This is a genomic window from Pseudomonas sp. S3E12 (genome assembly GCF_001702295.1).
Lineage (GTDB): Bacteria > Pseudomonadota > Gammaproteobacteria > Pseudomonadales > Pseudomonadaceae > Aquipseudomonas > Aquipseudomonas marginalis.
This window is the reverse complement of record NZ_MBDT01000011.1, coordinates 17,151-35,000: the sequence shown is the minus strand read 5'-3', so window position 1 is coordinate 35,000 and position 17,850 is coordinate 17,151. Positions and strand designations below refer to the sequence as shown.

Here is a 17,850-nt window from a genome sequence, read left to right as displayed (position 1 = left end):
CGAATCAGAATGTCGCGGTGAATACGTTCCCGGGCCTTGTACACACCGCCCGTCACACCATGGGAGTGGGTTGCACCAGAAGTAGCTAGTCTAACCTTCGGGAGGACGGTTACCACGGTGTGATTCATGACTGGGGTGAAGTCGTAACAAGGTAGCCGTAGGGGAACCTGCGGCTGGATCACCTCCTTAATCGACGACATCAGCTGCTCCATAAGTTCCCACACGAATTGCTTGATTCATTGAAGAAGACGATAAAGAAGCAGCCCGAAATTGGGTCTGTAGCTCAGTTGGTTAGAGCGCACCCCTGATAAGGGTGAGGTCGGCAGTTCGAATCTGCCCAGACCCACCAATTTTGTGTGGGAAACGCCTGTAGAAATACGGGGCCATAGCTCAGCTGGGAGAGCGCCTGCCTTGCACGCAGGAGGTCAACGGTTCGATCCCGTTTGGCTCCACCACTACTGCTTCTGCGTTATGAAAGCTTAGAAATGAGCATTCCATCAGTATGATGGTGAATGTTGATTTCTAGTCTTTGATTAGATCGTTCTTTAAAAATTTGGGTATGTGATAGAAAGATAGACTGAACGTTACTTTCACTGGTAACGGATCAGGCTAAGGTAAAATTTGTGAGTGGCTCTTAATTGAGTATGATCGAATTTTCGGCGAATGTCGTCTTCACAGTATAACCAGATTGCTTGGGGTTATATGGTCAAGTGAAGAAGCGCATACGGTGGATGCCTTGGCAGTCAGAGGCGATGAAAGACGTGGTAGCCTGCGAAAAGCTTCGGGGAGTCGGCAAACAGACTTTGATCCGGAGATGTCTGAATGGGGGAACCCAGCCATCATAAGATGGTTATCTTGTACTGAATACATAGGTGCAAGAGGCGAACCAGGGGAACTGAAACATCTAAGTACCCTGAGGAAAAGAAATCAACCGAGATTCCCTTAGTAGTGGCGAGCGAACGGGGACTAGCCCTTAAGTGGCTTTGAGATTAGCGGAACGCTCTGGAAAGTGCGGCCATAGTGGGTGATAGCCCTGTACGCGAAAATCTCTTAGTCATGAAATCGAGTAGGACGGAGCACGAGAAACTTTGTCTGAATATGGGGGGACCATCCTCCAAGGCTAAATACTACTGACTGACCGATAGTGAACTAGTACCGTGAGGGAAAGGCGAAAAGAACCCCGGAGAGGGGAGTGAAATAGATCCTGAAACCGTATGCGTACAAGCAGTGGGAGCCCACTTTGTTGGGTGACTGCGTACCTTTTGTATAATGGGTCAGCGACTTATTTTCAGTGGCGAGCTTAACCGAATAGGGGAGGCGTAGCGAAAGCGAGTCTTAATAGGGCGTCTAGTCGCTGGGAATAGACCCGAAACCGGGCGATCTATCCATGGGCAGGTTGAAGGTTGGGTAACACTAACTGGAGGACCGAACCGACTACCGTTGAAAAGTTAGCGGATGACCTGTGGATCGGAGTGAAAGGCTAATCAAGCTCGGAGATAGCTGGTTCTCCTCGAAAGCTATTTAGGTAGCGCCTCATGTATCACTGTAGGGGGTAGAGCACTGTTTCGGCTAGGGGGTCATCCCGACTTACCAAACCGATGCAAACTCCGAATACCTACAAGTGCCGAGCATGGGAGACACACGGCGGGTGCTAACGTCCGTCGTGAAAAGGGAAACAACCCAGACCGTCAGCTAAGGTCCCAAAGTTATGGTTAAGTGGGAAACGATGTGGGAAGGCTTAGACAGCTAGGAGGTTGGCTTAGAAGCAGCCACCCTTTAAAGAAAGCGTAATAGCTCACTAGTCGAGTCGGCCTGCGCGGAAGATGTAACGGGGCTCAAACCATACACCGAAGCTACGGGTATCACGTAAGTGATGCGGTAGAGGAGCGTTCTGTAAGCCTGTGAAGGTGAGTTGAGAAGCTTGCTGGAGGTATCAGAAGTGCGAATGCTGACATGAGTAACGATAATGGGTGTGAAAAACACCCACGCCGAAAGACCAAGGTTTCCTGCGCAACGTTAATCGACGCAGGGTTAGTCGGTCCCTAAGGCGAGGCTGAAAAGCGTAGTCGATGGAAAACAGGTTAATATTCCTGTACTTCTGGTTATTGCGATGGAGGGACGGAGAAGGCTAGGCCAGCTTGGCGTTGGTTGTCCAAGTTTAAGGTGGTAGGCTGGAATCTTAGGTAAATCCGGGATTCTAAGGCCGAGAGCTGATGACGAGTTAACTTTTAGTTAACGAAGTGGTTGATGCCATGCTTCCAAGAAAAGCTTCTAAGCTTCAGGTAACCAGGAACCGTACCCCAAACCGACACAGGTGGTTGGGTAGAGAATACCAAGGCGCTTGAGAGAACTCGGGTGAAGGAACTAGGCAAAATGGCACCGTAACTTCGGGAGAAGGTGCGCCGGTGAGGGTGAAGGACTTGCTCCGTAAGCCCATGCCGGTCGAAGATACCAGGCCGCTGCGACTGTTTATTAAAAACACAGCACTCTGCAAACACGAAAGTGGACGTATAGGGTGTGACGCCTGCCCGGTGCCGGAAGGTTAATTGATGGGGTTAGCTAACGCGAAGCTCTTGATCGAAGCCCCGGTAAACGGCGGCCGTAACTATAACGGTCCTAAGGTAGCGAAATTCCTTGTCGGGTAAGTTCCGACCTGCACGAATGGCGTAACGATGGCGGCGCTGTCTCCACCCGAGACTCAGTGAAATTGAAATCGCTGTGAAGATGCAGTGTATCCGCGGCTAGACGGAAAGACCCCGTGAACCTTTACTATAGCTTTGCACTGGACTTTGAATTTGCTTGTGTAGGATAGGTGGGAGGCTTTGAAGCGTGGACGCCAGTCTGCGTGGAGCCAACCTTGAAATACCACCCTGGCAACTTTGAGGTTCTAACTCAGGTCCGTTATCCGGATCGAGGACAGTGTATGGTGGGTAGTTTGACTGGGGCGGTCTCCTCCTAAAGAGTAACGGAGGAGTACGAAGGTGCGCTCAGACCGGTCGGAAATCGGTCGTAGAGTATAAAGGCAAAAGCGCGCTTGACTGCGAGACAGACACGTCGAGCAGGTACGAAAGTAGGTCTTAGTGATCCGGTGGTTCTGTATGGAAGGGCCATCGCTCAACGGATAAAAGGTACTCCGGGGATAACAGGCTGATACCGCCCAAGAGTTCATATCGACGGCGGTGTTTGGCACCTCGATGTCGGCTCATCACATCCTGGGGCTGAAGCCGGTCCCAAGGGTATGGCTGTTCGCCATTTAAAGTGGTACGCGAGCTGGGTTTAGAACGTCGTGAGACAGTTCGGTCCCTATCTGCCGTGGACGTTTGAGATTTGAGAGGGGCTGCTCCTAGTACGAGAGGACCGGAGTGGACGAACCTCTGGTGTTCCGGTTGTCACGCCAGTGGCATTGCCGGGTAGCTATGTTCGGAATAGATAACCGCTGAAAGCATCTAAGCGGGAAACTAGCCTCAAGATGAGATCTCACTGGGACCTTGAGTCCCCTGAAGGGCCGTCGAAGACTACGACGTTGATAGGTTGGGTGTGTAAGCGCTGTGAGGCGTTGAGCTAACCAATACTAATTGCCCGTGAGGCTTGACCATATAACACCCAAGCAATTTGCGTCGAAAGGCCAGATTGCGGTGTGTGAAGACGCAATGAACCGAAAGTTCGAGATTTCACAAAACACCGACAGCTGTCACATACCCAATTTGCTGAAGCGAGGCCCGCTGGCCACGACTCAGTACCCGAATTTCTTGACGACCATAGAGCATTGGAACCACCTGATCCCATCCCGAACTCAGCAGTGAAACGATGCATCGCCGATGGTAGTGTGGGGTTTCCCCATGTGAGAGTAGGTCATCGTCAAGATTAAATTCCGAAACCCCATTTGCGAAAGCAGATGGGGTTTTGTTTTGGGCGGTTGAAAAGTGGGTACGCCTAGGCGGATGAGCTGTTGATTCTCTTCAAGGGCAGTTGCCGTATCACCGTACCCATCGAGATGGAACTCACTTCAGAGTGCCGTTGGGGAATTCAATGCAAAGTGTTTCTGCATTTTTGGTATGGTGCAGCACATTTCTCAAGGACTGATCTTTCATCGCAGGATGCGGCGTCGACCTTCTTCAACGAGATGCTGTAGAAATGCCTGAACCTATACCGATTAAAGATCACGAAAAAGAAAACCGCCTGGTCAACAAGCGCCTGCTCGCTTGTGCGTTGTTGGTGATAGGCATTACGTGTGCGCTGGTAGGGCGTATGTATTTCCTTCAAGTCGTACAGTTCGACTACCACTCCACGATTTCTGAAAACAACCGTGTCCACGTGCTGCCCATCACTCCGACACGTGGCCTTATTTATGACCGTAATGGCGTGCTGCTTGCCGATAACCGACCCAGCTACAACCTGACCATCACCCGCGAGCGCACCACTGACCTCAAGGGCGAGCTCGACGCCATCGTCAACTTGCTGCACCTGCCTGTCGAAGACCGAGCACTGTTCGACAAGGCTCTGAAGCAGGCACGCCACCCATTCGTTCCCGTGACATTGTTTTACGAGTTGACCGAAGAGCAAATTGCATTGCTGGCGGTGAATGAGTTCCGCCTGCCAGGAGTAGATGTAGAGCCGCAATTCGTCCGTCACTACCCGCTGGGTGCGCACTTTGCCCACTCCATCGGTTATGTGGGGCGGATCAATGAGAAAGAATCCAAAGCCCTCGACTCGGTGGAGTACCGTGGCACGCAGTCCATCGGCAAAACCGGTATCGAGCGTTTCTACGAGTCCGAACTGCATGGTCATGTCGGCTACGAAGAGGTCGAGACCAATGCCCAGGGCCGCGTACTCCGTGTGCTCAAGCACACCGACCCGATTCCTGGCAAAAATATCGTCCTGAGCCTCGATGTGAAGCTCCAGGAGGCTGCGGAAGAGGCCCTGGGTGATCGCCGTGGCTCGGTGGTTGCCCTCGATCCGCAAACCGGTGAAGTGCTGGCCATGGTCAGCAAGCCGAGTTTTGACCCGAACCTGTTCGTCACCGGCATCAGTTTCAAGGAATATGCCGCGCTGCACGACTCCATTGACCGGCCGCTCTTCAACCGCGTCCTCCGAGGGCTCTATGCGCCAGGTTCGACCATCAAGCCGGAAGTGGCCATCGCTGGTCTCGACAGCGGTGTTGTCACCCCACAGACCCGTGTATTCGACCCCGGTTACTACCAGCTCCCCGACTTTGACCACAAATACCGCAATTGGAACCACAGTGGTGACGGCTGGGTAGACATGGACGCTGCCATCATGCGTTCCAACGACACTTACTTTTACGACCTTGCTCACAAACTCGGCATTGACCGCCTGCATGACTACTTGGCCGAGTTCGGCCTGGGTCAGAAAGTCTCCCTGGACATGTTCGAAGAGTCCGCTGGCTTGATGCCATCCCAGGCATGGAAGCGCGCCACACGGCGCCAACCCTGGTTCCCGGGCGAAACCGTGATCCTCGGCATTGGCCAGGGTTACATGCAAGTCACTCCGCTGCAATTGGCCCAGGCCACGGCGTTGATCGCCAACAAGGGGGTGTGGAATCGCCCGCACCTGGCCAAGACGATCAATGGTGAGCCGCCGGTAGACCAGAATCCAATGCCCAACGTCGTCCTCAAAGATCCGCGTGATTGGGAGCAGGTCAACCACGGTATGCAACTGGTGATGCATGACCCACGAGGTATCGCCCGGGCCGCCGCACAAGGGGCGCAATATCGCATTGCCGGCAAGAGCGGTACCGCGCAAGTGGTTGCGATCAAGCAAGGCGAGCGTTACAACCGCGAGAAGACCCTGGAACGCCACCGTGACAACGCGTTGTTCGTTGGCTTCGCTCCGGCCGAACACCCGAAGATAGTGATTTCGGTGATGATCGAAAACGGTGAGGCCGGTGGTCGCGTCGCGGGTCCGGTGGTGCGGCAAATCATGGATGCCTGGCTACTCGACCAGGACGGTCACCTGAAGCCGCAATATGCGACGCCGGCAAAAGCGCCAGGTGACCCCCACGTTTAAATCATGCCTTCCACTCGTCCCATTGCTCTATGCCTTCATGGGCAAGCCAGGGCACATCATGGGCCGTCCAGATGTGCGAGGTGGGCCTGACGCCCGGATCATCGTCCAGCGTCGCTACCCGCACGATCACATGGGGCTGATGCCCACGCTCTGCTATCAGATGGGAGCCGCAGCGCGAACAGAAATGCCTGAGCTTACCCGGCGAAGATTCAACGGACGCCAACAGTTCCTCTCCTTGCGTCCAGCGAAAATGTTCGCGCATTACGCCAGCGGTGGCGACAAACGGCGCCGCATGTATTTTGCGGCAGCTTGCGCAGTGGCATTGGCTGATAGGCATGTCCAACTGGTCCACCTGATAGCGGACACCTTTGCAGAAGCAACTTCCATTCAATGGGTCAGTCATAAACGTATTGCCGGTTCAAGGACGGGGTCATCATGATTGCTTACAACCTGAGGTTGCGCATTATTTGGTGTCGCCTACTGTCAATGGAGGAGGTGACTTATGCACGTATTAGATCGCATTGAGCGAAAAGTTCTGCTGAACGCTTCACGTAAACAGGTCTGGGAAGCGCTCACCCATGCCGAGCAATTCGGTAATTGGTTTGGTATCGCCCTCAAGGGCAAAGCCTTTGTGGCAGGGGAAACCATAGAGGCGCCGATTACCTACCCAGGTTACGAACACGTGATCTGGAAAGCCAAAATCGAACGCATCCTGCCGCAAACATTGTTCTCTTTCTGGTGGCACCCCTTCGCAGTGGAAGAGGGCGTCGACTACGACAAGGAAACCCCGACACTGGTGGAATTCACCATTGAGGATCGGGCGCCGGGCATTTTGCTGCGGGTGGTTGAATCCGGTTTCAACGCGGTGCCGGAGGCTCGTCGGCAAAAGGCCTTCAAGATGAACTCCCGTGGCTGGGACGATCAGATGGGCAATATCGAAAACTATTTGAGCAAAGCACGTAGGGCGTGAGCCGCATAACGGGCATCATTAACGGATGCCCGTCTTTGTCGTTCCCAATGTTCACGGGGGAATGGCCTTACGGTTAGAAATCCACCGTCGCGGACAACTTGGCTACGCGAGGATCGCCCTGGCTCAGGAACCCGCCCTGAGCCGACTCCCAGTATTTTTCGTTAGCGACGTTTTCCACAGTAACCCCGAGAGTTACATCACGCTGGTCCAGCGTGAACGTATAGCGCGCGCCTATATCGAAGCGGTTCCAGGCCGGCAGGCTCAAGTTGTTGGCTGCATCCGCGTACTGGCCACCGGTGCGCAGCATGCGCCCGTTGAGGGTCACGCCTTGCAGGGCGGGTATATCCCAGTCCACGCCCGCGTTGAGCTGGAAGGAAGGTACACCAATGGCGCGGTTGCCATCGTTGGCACCGTTCTGTGTGTCCTTGAGTTCGGTCTTCATCACGGTCACACCACCCAGCAAACGCAGGCCGCTGACCGGTTCGCCGAAGACATTCAATTCGACGCCTTTATTGATCTGCTGGCCTTCACGAACGTAGCGTGCGGTGGTTGCATCGACGACCTCCGAGTAACCTGCTCCAGGCTGCTCGATACGATAAACCCCTAAGGTAGCGCCATAGGTACCCATGTCCACTTTGACGCCCGCTTCGATCTGCTTGGAGCGAGCGGGCGCGTAGGCCTGCCCGCCGCCAATCACAGTGCGGGTGCCTGCCACAAGCGGGGAAACCGGTCCTTGGGCCAAGCCTTCGATGCGGTTGGCGTACACCGACACGTGTTCCCATGGCTTGAACACAATGCCGTAGACCGGCGTGGTGATCGATTCGTCATAGTTGGCGGTGCGTGTACCGCTCATGTAGTTGTAACCCTGAACCACCATCTGCTGGCGACGTGCGCCGACGGTCACCAATAGGCGGTCATCGAAGAAGCCCACGGTGTCGGAGACGGCTACGCTGCGCACGAATGTCTTGGCGGTAATGGTCGGGTCGCTGAAATCGGTACCCGGGGTATTGCGCGGGTTGTTGAGAGTCGGTGGTGCGCCAGTCACAGGCGCGTAGATATTGGTCGCACTCGGTGAGCCGTTGAAGACATAGGCGTTACGTGCCTGGGTCCAAATGCCCGCGAGGCCGAAGTTGAGTCGATGGCTGACGGCGCCGGTCTGGAATTTGCCGTTCAGGCCGCTCATGAGACTGGAGTTGTCTTCTTCGTGCGCGATGGTCGAGCGGCTGGATGTGGCATTGCCGAGGTTATCGGTCAGGGTCACCGATGAATATTGGCCCATTTCACGGCTGTGTTTGGCACCGGCTGCGGCATAAGCCGTCCAGTTTTCGTTCAGGTCATACTCGGCGCGCAGCATCCCCAAGGTGTCTTCAAGGTTGGTACTGCTCCAGCTCGGCGCATAGTTCGTGTCTGCTGAAGGCGCATCCGGTACATGGGTGGCGGTACCCAGGAATACCGAATTGCGCCCGCCGTTGATGCGCTGCTTTTGATAGACAAAATCACTCGATACGCGCAAAGCATCGCCGCGGTAATCCAGGCCGAGGGCAAACAGTTTGGAACGCTGATTTTCATCGTCAATACCGGTATCCCCTTCGCGTTGCGACAGGTTTACCCGTGCACCAAAACGATTGTCTTCGCCGAACCGCTGGCCGATATCCACGTGTTCGCCTACACGGCCATCGCTGCTGATATCCGTGCTGAAGCGACGCAGCGGTACATCATCGGCGCGCTTGGGTTGCAGGTTCACGCCGCCGCCGATCCCCGAGCCGCCCGGTGTCACGCCGTTGATAAACGCGTTGGGCCCCTTGAACACTTCCACACGCTCCAGGGCGTCGGTAGAGATGATCTGACGTGGCAGGATGCCGTACAAACCATTGTAGGAAATGTCATCGCCGTTCAACGGCAGGCCACGGATCATGAAGGTCTGCGCCTGGTTCGCATACCCCGACGCCTGGCGCACCGACGAGTCATTGAGCAGCACATCGCCGACGGTCTCGGCCTGCTGATCACGAATCAATTTTTCGGTATAGGAGGCCATGCTGAAGGGGACGTCCATGATGTCCTGGTTGCCCAGCACTCCCAATTGACCACCGCGTGCCACCTGGCCGCCGCTGTACACGGGGGGAAGGGCACCCGGTGCGGGCCCGTCGGCGTTGATAGTGGTGGCACCCAATTCCAGTGTGCTGCCGTCCTGACGGTTGTTCGCATCCTGCGGGTTGACTGGGGTTGCAGCATGGGCGGCAAGGCTCAGGGAACAGCAAAGGGCGAGCAAGGTCGGGCGAAACGGCACAGCGAATGGGCTACGGGTGGGCATGGTCGATCCTGACGGCGAACCGTCAATGTGAGAAGAGGGGCAACAGGCGTTGCGCTTCCTCACTGCGCGAATACGACTCCGGCGCAGATGATAGTAATTATTATTAACGGCGTGCAACAAATTTGTCAGATTGCAGTCTGCGTGCGCGTTTACCTGCCGCGTTTGCGCAGATGCCGCGTAGAATCAACGCCTGAAAGCTATTCCAGAGGTGCGGTACGGTGGATTTACAGCAGGGTTTTGTCCTGACCCGGCATTGGCGCGATACCCCGGCGGGCACGGAGGTCAGTTTCTGGCTGGCCACAGACCAGGGGCCACGGTTTATCCGCCTACCCGTGCAGACCTCGGTGATGTTTATTCCCGAGGCCCATCGCAAGCCGCTGGATTGGTTGCTCAAAGGTGAACGCGATATCGAATTGCGCCCGCTGCAACTCTGCGATTTCCATCACCGCCCGGTCCTGGGCCTTTACACGCGCCAGCACCGCCAGTTGATGGACGTGGAAAAGCGCCTGCGCGCCGCCGGTGTCGATGTCTACGAAGCCGATGTGCGCCCGCCGGAACGCTACATGATGGAGCGTTTCATCACCGCTCCGGTCTGGTTCGGGGGGACAGCGGATGCCGGTGGCGCCCTGTGCGACGCGCAGATGAAGCCCGCGCCCGACTACCGGCCGCCGCTCAAGCTGGTGTCCCTGGACATCGAGACCACCGCCCAGGGCGACCTCTACTCCATCGCCCTCGAAGGCTGCGGGGAACGCCAGGTGTACATGCTCGGCCCGCCGAACAAGACGGACGCGGTGGACTTCAAGCTCGACTACTGCGACACCCGCGCCCAACTGCTCGAATGCCTCAACCAATGGCTCGCCACCCATGACCCCGATGCAATCATCGGCTGGAATGTGGTGCAGTTCGACCTGCGCGTACTCCACGAACATGCCCAGCGCCTCAACGTGCCGTTGATGCTCGGTCGCGGCGATGAGCCCATGGCCTGGCGCGAGCACGGCAGCCGCAACCATTACTTCGCCGCAGCGGCGGGGCGCCTGATCATCGACGGTATCGAAGCCTTGCGTTCGGCCACCTGGAGCTTCGAATCCTTCAGCCTGGAAAACGTTGCGCAAACCCTGCTCGGCGAGGGCAAGGACATCTCCACACCGTATCAACGCATGGACGAAATCAACCGCATGTTCGCCGAGGACAAGCCCGCCCTGGCGCGTTACAACCTCAAGGACTGCGAGCTGGTCACGCGGATTTTCGAGAAGACCGAGCTGCTCAAGTTCCTGCTGGAGCGCGCCAGCGTCACCGGGTTGCCGGCCGACCGCAACGGCGGCTCGGTAGCGGCATTTACCCACCTGTACATGCCGCTGATGCACCGCCAGGGCTTCGTCGCGCCGAACCTGGGCGACAAACCGCCCCAGGCCAGCCCCGGCGGGTTTGTCATGGACTCGCGCCCCGGCCTCTACGAATCGGTGCTGGTGCTCGATTACAAAAGCCTCTACCCGTCGATCATCCGCAGCTTCCTGATCGACCCGGTAGGCCTGATCGAAGGCCTCAAGCACCCCGACGACAGCGACTCCGTCGAAGGCTTTCGCGGTGCACGCTTTTCTCGTACCCGGCACTGCCTGCCGGCCATCGTTGCGCGTGTCTCCGAAGGTCGCGAAGAGGCCAAGCGTGAGCACAACGCGCCGCTGTCCCAGGCGCTGAAAATCATCATGAATGCGTTCTACGGCGTACTCGGTTCCAGCGGTTGCCGCTTTTTCGATACACGACTGGCTTCCTCGATCACGATGCGCGGCCACCAGATCATGCGCCAGACCCGCGAACTGGTTGAAGCCCAGGGGTATGAGGTGATCTACGGCGACACCGACTCCACCTTCGTGTGGCTCGGCAGCGCGCATTCCCAGGACGACGCCAGCCGTATCGGCCAGGCGCTGGTCAAGCACGTCAACACCTGGTGGCGTGAGCACCTGCACAGCGCGTTCGGCCTGCAAAGTGCCCTGGAGCTGCAATACGAAACCCACTTCAGCCGCTTCCTGATGCCGACCATTCGCGGCGCGGAGGAGGGCAGCAAGAAGCGCTACGCCGGCCTGGTGGTACATGCCGACGGCAGCGAAGAGATGATCTACAAAGGCCTGGAGACCGTACGCAGCGACTGGTCGCCCCTGGCCCGCCGGTTCCAGCAGGAACTCTACCAACGCATCTTCCACCGCCAGCCCCATCAGGACTACATACGCGACTACGTGCGCCGCACTTTGAGCGGCGAGTTCGATGAACTGCTGATCTACCGCAAACGTCTGCGCCGTCAACTGGACGACTACGAGCGCAACGTGCCGCCCCATGTACGCGCGGCGCGCCTGGCCGATGAATACAACGACCGCCTGGGGCGCCCGCGCCAGTACCAGCGCGGCGGCTGGATCCGCTATGTGATCAGCGTCAACGGCCCCGAACCGCTGGAAGTACGCCAGGCGCCGATTGATTACGACCACTACGTCACCCGGCAATTGCAACCGGTCGCGGATGCGATACTGCCGTTCGTGAGTGACGATTTCAGCACCCTGGTCGGCGGGCAAATGGGTCTGTTCTAAAATCCTTGATTCACCCTGGTGAGAGCCTGCACTCTTGGCCTCTGATGATCACCAGACGGCGTAGCGCTCCATGACCCTGCTCACCCTGACCGGCACCACGGTCGAACTCCAACCCCTGCAACGCGAACACGCGGCCGCCTTGCTTGCAGCTGCGGCCGATGGCGAGTTGTGGAACCTCAAGGTCACCCACGTACCGGGCCCGGATACTGTCGATAATTACATCGCCACCGCCTTGGCCGGGCGCGAGGCGGGCAGCATGATCCCTTTCACCCTCGTGCGTCGCGACACCGGCCAGGTGGTCGGCAGCACGCGGTTCTGGAAGGTCGACCGGGTCAATCGCAAGCTGGAGATCGGCCATACCTGGCTGGCGCAATCCACGCAAAAAAGCGCCATTAACACCGAAGCCAAGCTTCTGCTGCTGACCTACGCGTTCGAAGTGCTGGACTGCGTGCGCGTGCAATTTACCACCGACGAACTCAATGAAAAGTCCCGTGCTGCGATTCTGCGCCTGGGCGCCGTGCAGGAAGGCATCGTGCGTCACGAACGCATCATGCCCGACGGGCGCAAGCGCAACTCGGTGCGTTTCAGCATCATCGATTCGGAATGGCCGCAGGTGAAGGTCAACCTGCAGGCGAAACTGCAACGATAGGAGGAAAGGCCCATGTACACACTCTATGGCATCGACGAATCCGGCTCCTGCATGATCGAAATCGCCCTGCAACGGTGCGCGGTACCATGGCGACGGGTGGACGCCGCCTCCTGGGCCGACGGCGAGGGCAGCGACGAGCTTGCCCGTATCAACCCGCTCAAACAGGTGCCCACCCTGGTTACCCCCGATGGGCAGGTGCTGACAGAAAGTGCCGCGATCCTGATCCACCTGGGCCTGGCGTTTCCCGATGCGCATCTGCTGGGCGGCGACCGTGACCAGATCATCCGCGGCCTGGTGTACATCGCGGCCAATTGTTATTCGGCGATCGGCATCATCGACTACCCGCAACGCTGGCTGGGCAACGCCGATGAGGCGGTGCTGGCGCAATTGGTCACGGGCACGCGCCGCTATCTGCACCAGGCATGGGTGGTGTTTGCCGAACAGTTTGCCGGCCAACTGTTCGCGCCCGACGGCGCACCGAATGCGTTGGGCATCATGGCGGCGGCGGTGTCACGCTGGGATGAGGCGCGTGAGGCCTTGACTGCCCTGGCGCCAGGCTTTGCCCAGACCCTGGCGCAGGTGGATGCCGACCCGATCGTGGCGCCTGTCTTTGCCCGCCATTGGCCGGGCTGGAAGGTCTCGTAATGTTTCCGCAATCAAAGGAAACAATGCCGCATGTCGCCGCCAAGTCCTTGCGGAGCGGGCGTCCTGGCCTACGCTTTCTGAACGCGGTGTAGGAATCATCCTTGAATTTGACTGTCGCAGACATGAAACTCAAGAACCCTGCATGGAATTCAAAGGAGGTGCGCATGCTCATCCGGTCGCTGACCCTGGCTACCTTGATGGCTTTTACGGGGCCGCTGTTGGCTGCTGATGATATCAACCCGCTCAAGCAGGACCTGGGCAAAGCCCGGCCACTGGTGGTGGTGGAGCTTGATTCCGGCAACGACACACTGGCGACCCTCAAGAAACAGCTGGACGAGCCTGCCACCAAGCAGTCCTTTGAAGAGCGCAGCATGGTGTTCTACACCGTGAAGTTCGGCAGCATCGGTGCCGAAGGGGAGAAGTTCGCCAAGGACCCCAAGGACAACAAGAAGCTCACGCCGCCGGAGACCAATGCGCTGATCCGCGCCCTCAAACTGGGCGCCGGCAGCGGCACCAAAGTGATCCTGATGGGCAAGGATGGCGAGAAGAAAGTCGAGAAGACCGTGCCACCGGATAGCCTCGATTTGAAAGAGTTTTTCAGCGCCATCGACCAGATGCCGATGGCCGAGAAAGAAACCGCCGCAGCCCCGGAACCCGAGCCCGTTGCACCGGCTCCGGCCAAGGGCGCCAAGCCGGCGAAACACGCCGGCAAGCCCGCCGCGCAACAACTGGATGACTGAACCTGATACTCGGTAGGAGCACGCCCGCTCCTACCGTTATCTGGCAGCCTTGCGCAGCGGAAATGGAAAGTAGAAAAACCGCAGGAACGCCACCCGCTTGATCACTTCCCCGATCAACAACGGCACCACCACCGCCACCACAAAGCCGATACAGGCCGCGACAAACGCGTGCAGCCCCAGGCGCTCCATCAAGTCGAATGTCTTGTGCTGGATCTCCCCATGGAAGATCAGCAGGATCAGGGTCGACTGGCCGATGTAGGTCATGATCCGGGTGATCAGGGCCGACGCCATCAGCACCCGCGCCAACGCCCAGCACAGGTACACCCCAATCACCGCCAGCAGGCTGGTCCACAGCCAGTGGTCGTAGCGACGCTGCGCCAGGTCCATGGTGTCGCCCCGGTAGAGGAACACCGCCGCGAACAGCGCCACCGACACCAGCAGGGTCAGCAGTGACCCCGCATGGGTACGCAGCCAGTCACGCAGCAGGTAGCCGTAGACGAAACACGCGCTGCTGATCAGGGTGATATCCAGGCTGAAGGGCAGGCCGGGCAGCACCCAGGTTTGCCCGCCGAGAGTCACCGGCAGTTGCCAGAACCACGGCAGCATCCAGATGCCGATCAGCAGCGGCACCAGCATCACTGCACAACTCACCGCCAGCGGCAGGCGCTGGATCAGCCGCAGTACGGCCCAACTGAACAGGATCGCCACCCAAAAGTGCGGCAAAAACCACAGCGCCTGCCACGGGATGGTGTCCACCGAGGCGTACAGCACGCCGCCGATATCCGGCAGCAGCGGTTGGCCGCGCAGCACATCGCGCACGATCACATACACCAGCATGGTGAAGAAAAACGGCTTGAGCAGGCCGTCGGCCTTACGCACCGCCATCTCGACAAACGGCTGTTCAGGTTTGAAAAACACCCCCGACAGAAAGAAGAACAACGGCAGTACGAACGACGCCAGGATCGGGTACATCAAGTCCGGCGACGTGGCGACAAACCAACTGTGGGCGTACACGATCACCAGGATGCCGATGCCCTTGGCGATATCCATTTGAATCCAGCGATTTTTCACCTGAGTGCTCCCGATCGATCATTCATGCCTTGCGCCACGGCTTGAGCCACAGCCCCATGCCGAGCAGCACCACGGCGCCCGCCAGGGTGCTCAGCCCCAGTTGCAGCCACACGCCCTCAATACCAAACAGCATCAGCGCCGCCAGCCCCATCAGCAGTGCACTGAGCAGCCAGTGCCGGGCCCAGGGCAGGGCGTCGAGCAAGGCCTGGCGCTGCATCAGCAACAGTGCGGTGCAGATCACGCCGGCCAGTGCGGCCAAGGGGATACCGGCCAGGCCAAACACCCAGGGCAGCGCTCCCAGCAACAACACGTTGACCAGGCTGCCCAGCAACTCGCAGCGCAGTGGCTGGCGCGTATCGCCGGCGGCGTAGGCATAGCGCGCGAGCAAGGCGTTCCAGGCGCCGAACACCAACGGCACGGCAAACCAGGCCAGTAGCAGCGGCAACGGTGAATCCGCCGATTGCTTGGGCAGCAGCAATGCCACCAGGCTCGGGGCTGCCGCCACCAGGCCGACACCGGCAGGCAGGGTCAGCACGCTGGCGGTTTCCAGGCCGCGCTTGAGCAGGGCCAGGCGCTCATCGCCCTGACGTCGGCTCATCATGCCCAGCAGTACCTGGTTGAGACTCATCAGCGCAATCAGCGGCAGGTTCATCAGCTTGCGCGCCAGGTTGACCCAAGTCACCGCGCCTTCTCCCAGCAGCGATGCCACCAGCCGCTCGATCAGCGCCAACCCCTGGCTGGCGCCATTGCTCAGCAACAGCGGTCCGATGCGCTGGCCCAGCTCCCGCAAGGGTGCGACGCTCAGTTGCCAGCGCCATGGCCGCCAGCCTTGGCGCCACACCGACGGCAACAGCGCCAGCGGCATCAACAGGCTGCCGGCCAGGCAGGCCAGGGCCAGCGCGTGCGGTTGGCTGGTGGTGCCCGCGAGGGCGAGGTACGTCACCGGCGGCAGGTTGAACAGTAACGAGCCCAGCCCCGCGAGGACAAAACGTTCACCGGCCTGCAAGGGAATGCTGAACAGCCCATGCAACATCAAGCCCGGCACACACCAGGCGACGATCTGCAGGTTGCTGCTGGCCAAGACGGTGGCGGTGTCGGCCAATCCCGGGCCGAGCACTTGCACCAGCCACGGTGCCAACAGCGTCAGCAGCAGGCTGATGACCAGCGCGATCAGCAGCAACGCCGGGAACAGCACCGCCAGCCACTCCAGGCGTTCGCCATGCTTGCGTTGCAGGTACAAGGGCAGCGCGGCGGCGCTCAGCACACCGCCGGCCAACGACATGCGCAGCGCTTCCGGCAAAAACAGCGCGATCAGGAAGGCATCGCTGCGCTCTCCGGCGCCCCAGGCCGCCACCAGCAACCATTCACGGGCAAATCCCAGGCACAGGCCCACCAGGGTCGCCAGGGTCAGCCAGGCGGCGGAGCCGAGCATCAGGGCCGTGCCCCATCAGGCAGGTGTTTGCGGTAGGCCACGGTCTTCACCTGCGGCAGCCGCGCCGGAAACAACCGCCGCGCCTCCAGCACATTGATGCCCACCATCAGCCAGAACAACGCCACCATCACCACCGCAAAACTGAAGTAGTGGTCGAACAGGCCGCTGACCAGTGCCGACAGAATCCCGCCGGTGGTGCCCAGCCACAGGGCATTGTCCTTGGTCAGGCGAATCGGGCCTTTTTGCGGACGCGCCTCACGCCACCAGCGCACGGTCACCGCCACAAAGAACAGCATGCCGACGATGCCGGTCTTGTAGATGAAGTTCAGCCACAGGTTGGAGATCCCCAACAGGTGGGTGCCCGGTACCGGCGGGTCAACCTTGAAGCCGATCCCGAACGGATAGGACACCACCGCCTGCGGGAACATGCGGTACTCGTCGAACCGCACTTCGGTACTGGCGTTGTCCGAGGAGAAAATCGTCGCCAGGCGTTCCTGCAACGGTGGGTAGGCCATTACCAGTGCCACGGTCAGCGCCGCGCCGATCATCAGCAGGCGCCCGGTGTAGGGCACGCGGCGCGTAGCCATCCACACCAGCACCAACGCCAGGCTGACCATCGCGCCGCGGCTGCTGGCCAACAGCAACGCGGCCGCGCCCAGGCAGGCGACGCCCAGGCCCAGCGCACGTTTCCAGCCCTGTTCGGTCACGCCGAAGCAGAAGGCCAGGGGCAGCAACAATGCCATGATCCCGCCGATGGCATTCGGGTGCATCCACGGCGAACCCATGCGCGAAGACATGGCCTCCAGACCGAATTTCAACATGTCGAAATTGCCGTAGTTGAACAACGCCAGAATCGGCGCAATGCCGGCCCCGGAGCGCGTGCGCACGAACACCGCAATCGACAGCACCAGCATCGCCAGGCTGCCCAGCAACAGGGCGATCACCAAGGATTCACGCTGCTTGCGGTCCACCAGCAATCTGGCGCAGAGGAACACCGCCGACAGGCTCAGCAACCAGCGCAGCCAGTTGGCCACGCCGCTGCTGTCGGCGTGGACGGTGACCTGGCCGACGATAAACGGGAACACGCTGAACAGCATCAGCCACAGCAGCATCTGGTCGGTGGGACGGCGGGTCAGGCTGGGCGTATCGGGCAGGCGGGCCAGGAAGTTGTGCCACAGCACCGCGCCCCAGGTCAGGGCCAGGATCGCTTCGCTGACGGTGCTGCGGATCCCCAGGTTGATAGTCGAGTACGGCATGAACGTGGCGATCATGGCGAACAGCAACAGCCCCCACAACGGAAAGCGCAGGATGGTCACTGCCCCCGCCAGGCCGACTACGGCCAGGAACGCCTTGGCCGGCGACAGCAGCAGGGCGAGGGCGCCAAACAGCAGGCCGAAGAGGATCGCGACGAGGCTTGCCAGGTTCACTC

Annotated in this window: 11 protein-coding genes, 2 tRNA genes and 3 rRNA genes (1 of these 16 cut by a window edge); 11 read left to right on the top strand and 5 right to left on the bottom strand. The window is 59.1% G+C overall.

What is annotated here, in order from left to right:
* The 6 genes from BB029_RS12710 to mrdA all read left to right on the top strand — a co-directional run.
* Nucleotides 1-189: ribosomal RNA gene (locus BB029_RS12710) — 16S ribosomal RNA — on the top strand; it begins 1,348 nt to the left of the window's first position.
* A gap of 83 nt (nt 190-272) precedes the next feature.
* Nucleotides 273-349, top strand: a tRNA-Ile gene (locus tag BB029_RS12705).
* A gap of 30 nt (nt 350-379) precedes the next feature.
* Nucleotides 380-455: transfer RNA gene (locus tag BB029_RS12700), tRNA-Ala, on the top strand.
* Between the two features lie 249 nt (nt 456-704).
* Nucleotides 705-3,596 (top strand): 23S ribosomal RNA (locus tag BB029_RS12695).
* 152 nt (nt 3,597-3,748) lie between these two features.
* Nucleotides 3,749-3,864, top strand: a 5S ribosomal RNA gene (rrf, locus tag BB029_RS12690).
* The 16S, 23S and 5S rRNA genes sit together here with 2 tRNA genes alongside, the layout of an rRNA operon.
* A gap of 270 nt (nt 3,865-4,134) precedes the next feature.
* Nucleotides 4,135-6,027, top strand: a complete 1,893-nt coding sequence (gene mrdA / locus BB029_RS12685) for a penicillin-binding protein 2 (RefSeq protein WP_065939427.1) — start codon at nt 4,135-4,137, stop codon at nt 6,025-6,027.
* Between the two features lies 1 nt (nt 6,028).
* Here mrdA and BB029_RS12680 read toward each other — a convergent pair whose 3' ends face one another.
* Nucleotides 6,029-6,430: a GFA family protein gene (locus tag BB029_RS12680; protein ID WP_065939426.1), complete on the bottom strand. Its 402-nt coding sequence runs from the start codon at nt 6,428-6,430 to the stop codon at nt 6,029-6,031.
* A 99-nt stretch (nt 6,431-6,529) separates the two neighbouring features.
* Here BB029_RS12680 and BB029_RS12675 point away from each other — a divergent pair, with 99 nt between their 5' ends.
* Nucleotides 6,530-6,997, top strand: a complete 468-nt coding sequence (locus BB029_RS12675) for an SRPBCC family protein (RefSeq protein WP_065939425.1) — start codon at nt 6,530-6,532, stop codon at nt 6,995-6,997.
* A 73-nt stretch (nt 6,998-7,070) separates the two neighbouring features.
* Here BB029_RS12675 and BB029_RS12670 read toward each other — a convergent pair whose 3' ends face one another.
* Nucleotides 7,071-9,308: a TonB-dependent siderophore receptor gene (locus tag BB029_RS12670; protein ID WP_065939424.1), complete on the bottom strand. Its 2,238-nt coding sequence runs from the start codon at nt 9,306-9,308 to the stop codon at nt 7,071-7,073.
* Between the two features lie 218 nt (nt 9,309-9,526).
* On the opposite strand from BB029_RS12670, the gene BB029_RS12665 reads away from it, so the two are divergent.
* The 4 genes from BB029_RS12665 (at nt 9,527) to BB029_RS12650 (ending at nt 13,918) form a co-directional block, all read left to right on the top strand.
* Nucleotides 9,527-11,884 carry a DNA polymerase II gene (locus BB029_RS12665; RefSeq protein WP_065939423.1) on the top strand — a complete coding sequence of 786 codons (2,358 nt, stop codon included), beginning with the start codon at nt 9,527-9,529 and terminating at the stop codon, nt 11,882-11,884.
* A gap of 70 nt (nt 11,885-11,954) precedes the next feature.
* Nucleotides 11,955-12,533, top strand: coding sequence for a GNAT family N-acetyltransferase (locus BB029_RS12660; protein ID WP_065939422.1), 579 nt, complete (start codon nt 11,955-11,957; stop codon nt 12,531-12,533).
* Nucleotides 12,534-12,545: 12 nt separating this feature from the next.
* Nucleotides 12,546-13,178, top strand: a complete 633-nt coding sequence (locus BB029_RS12655) for a glutathione S-transferase N-terminal domain-containing protein (protein ID WP_065939421.1) — start codon at nt 12,546-12,548, stop codon at nt 13,176-13,178.
* Nucleotides 13,179-13,342: 164 nt separating this feature from the next.
* Nucleotides 13,343-13,918, top strand: a complete 576-nt coding sequence (locus BB029_RS12650; protein WP_065939420.1) for a DUF4174 domain-containing protein — start codon at nt 13,343-13,345, stop codon at nt 13,916-13,918.
* A 36-nt stretch (nt 13,919-13,954) separates the two neighbouring features.
* On the opposite strand, the gene BB029_RS12645 is transcribed toward BB029_RS12650, so the two are convergent.
* The 3 genes from BB029_RS12645 to BB029_RS12635 are packed head-to-tail and all read right to left on the bottom strand — an operon-like array spanning nt 13,955 to nt 17,848.
* Nucleotides 13,955-14,989 carry an acyltransferase family protein gene (locus BB029_RS12645; protein WP_083236377.1) on the bottom strand — a complete coding sequence of 345 codons (1,035 nt, stop codon included), beginning with the start codon at nt 14,987-14,989 and terminating at the stop codon, nt 13,955-13,957.
* Nucleotides 14,990-15,011: 22 nt separating this feature from the next.
* A complete protein-coding gene (locus tag BB029_RS12640; RefSeq protein ID WP_065939418.1) occupies nt 15,012-16,421 on the bottom strand; it encodes a lipid II flippase MurJ in 1,410 nt (469 codons plus the stop codon).
* A complete protein-coding gene (locus BB029_RS12635) occupies nt 16,421-17,848 on the bottom strand; it encodes an O-antigen ligase (protein ID WP_027603097.1) in 1,428 nt (475 codons plus the stop codon). Before BB029_RS12635 ends, BB029_RS12640 begins: the two co-directional genes overlap by 1 nt.
* Nucleotides 17,849-17,850: the final 2 nt, after the last annotated feature.

Bases quoted from the DNA above. Each gene is read 5' to 3' on its own strand.
- mrdA (WP_065939427.1), top strand. From the start codon at position 4,135: ATGCCTGAACCTATACCGATTAAAGATCACGAAAAAGAAAACCGCCTG.
- BB029_RS12680 (WP_065939426.1), bottom strand. From the start codon at position 6,430: ATGACTGACCCATTGAATGGAAGTTGCTTCTGCAAAGGTGTCCGCTAT.
- BB029_RS12675 (WP_065939425.1), top strand. From the start codon at position 6,530: ATGCACGTATTAGATCGCATTGAGCGAAAAGTTCTGCTGAACGCTTCA.
- BB029_RS12670 (WP_065939424.1), bottom strand. From the start codon at position 9,308: ATGCCCACCCGTAGCCCATTCGCTGTGCCGTTTCGCCCGACCTTGCTC.
- BB029_RS12660 (WP_065939422.1), top strand. From the start codon at position 11,955: ATGACCCTGCTCACCCTGACCGGCACCACGGTCGAACTCCAACCCCTG.
- BB029_RS12655 (WP_065939421.1), top strand. From the start codon at position 12,546: ATGTACACACTCTATGGCATCGACGAATCCGGCTCCTGCATGATCGAA.
- BB029_RS12650 (WP_065939420.1), top strand. From the start codon at position 13,343: ATGCTCATCCGGTCGCTGACCCTGGCTACCTTGATGGCTTTTACGGGG.
- BB029_RS12640 (WP_065939418.1), bottom strand. From the start codon at position 16,421: ATGCTCGGCTCCGCCGCCTGGCTGACCCTGGCGACCCTGGTGGGCCTG.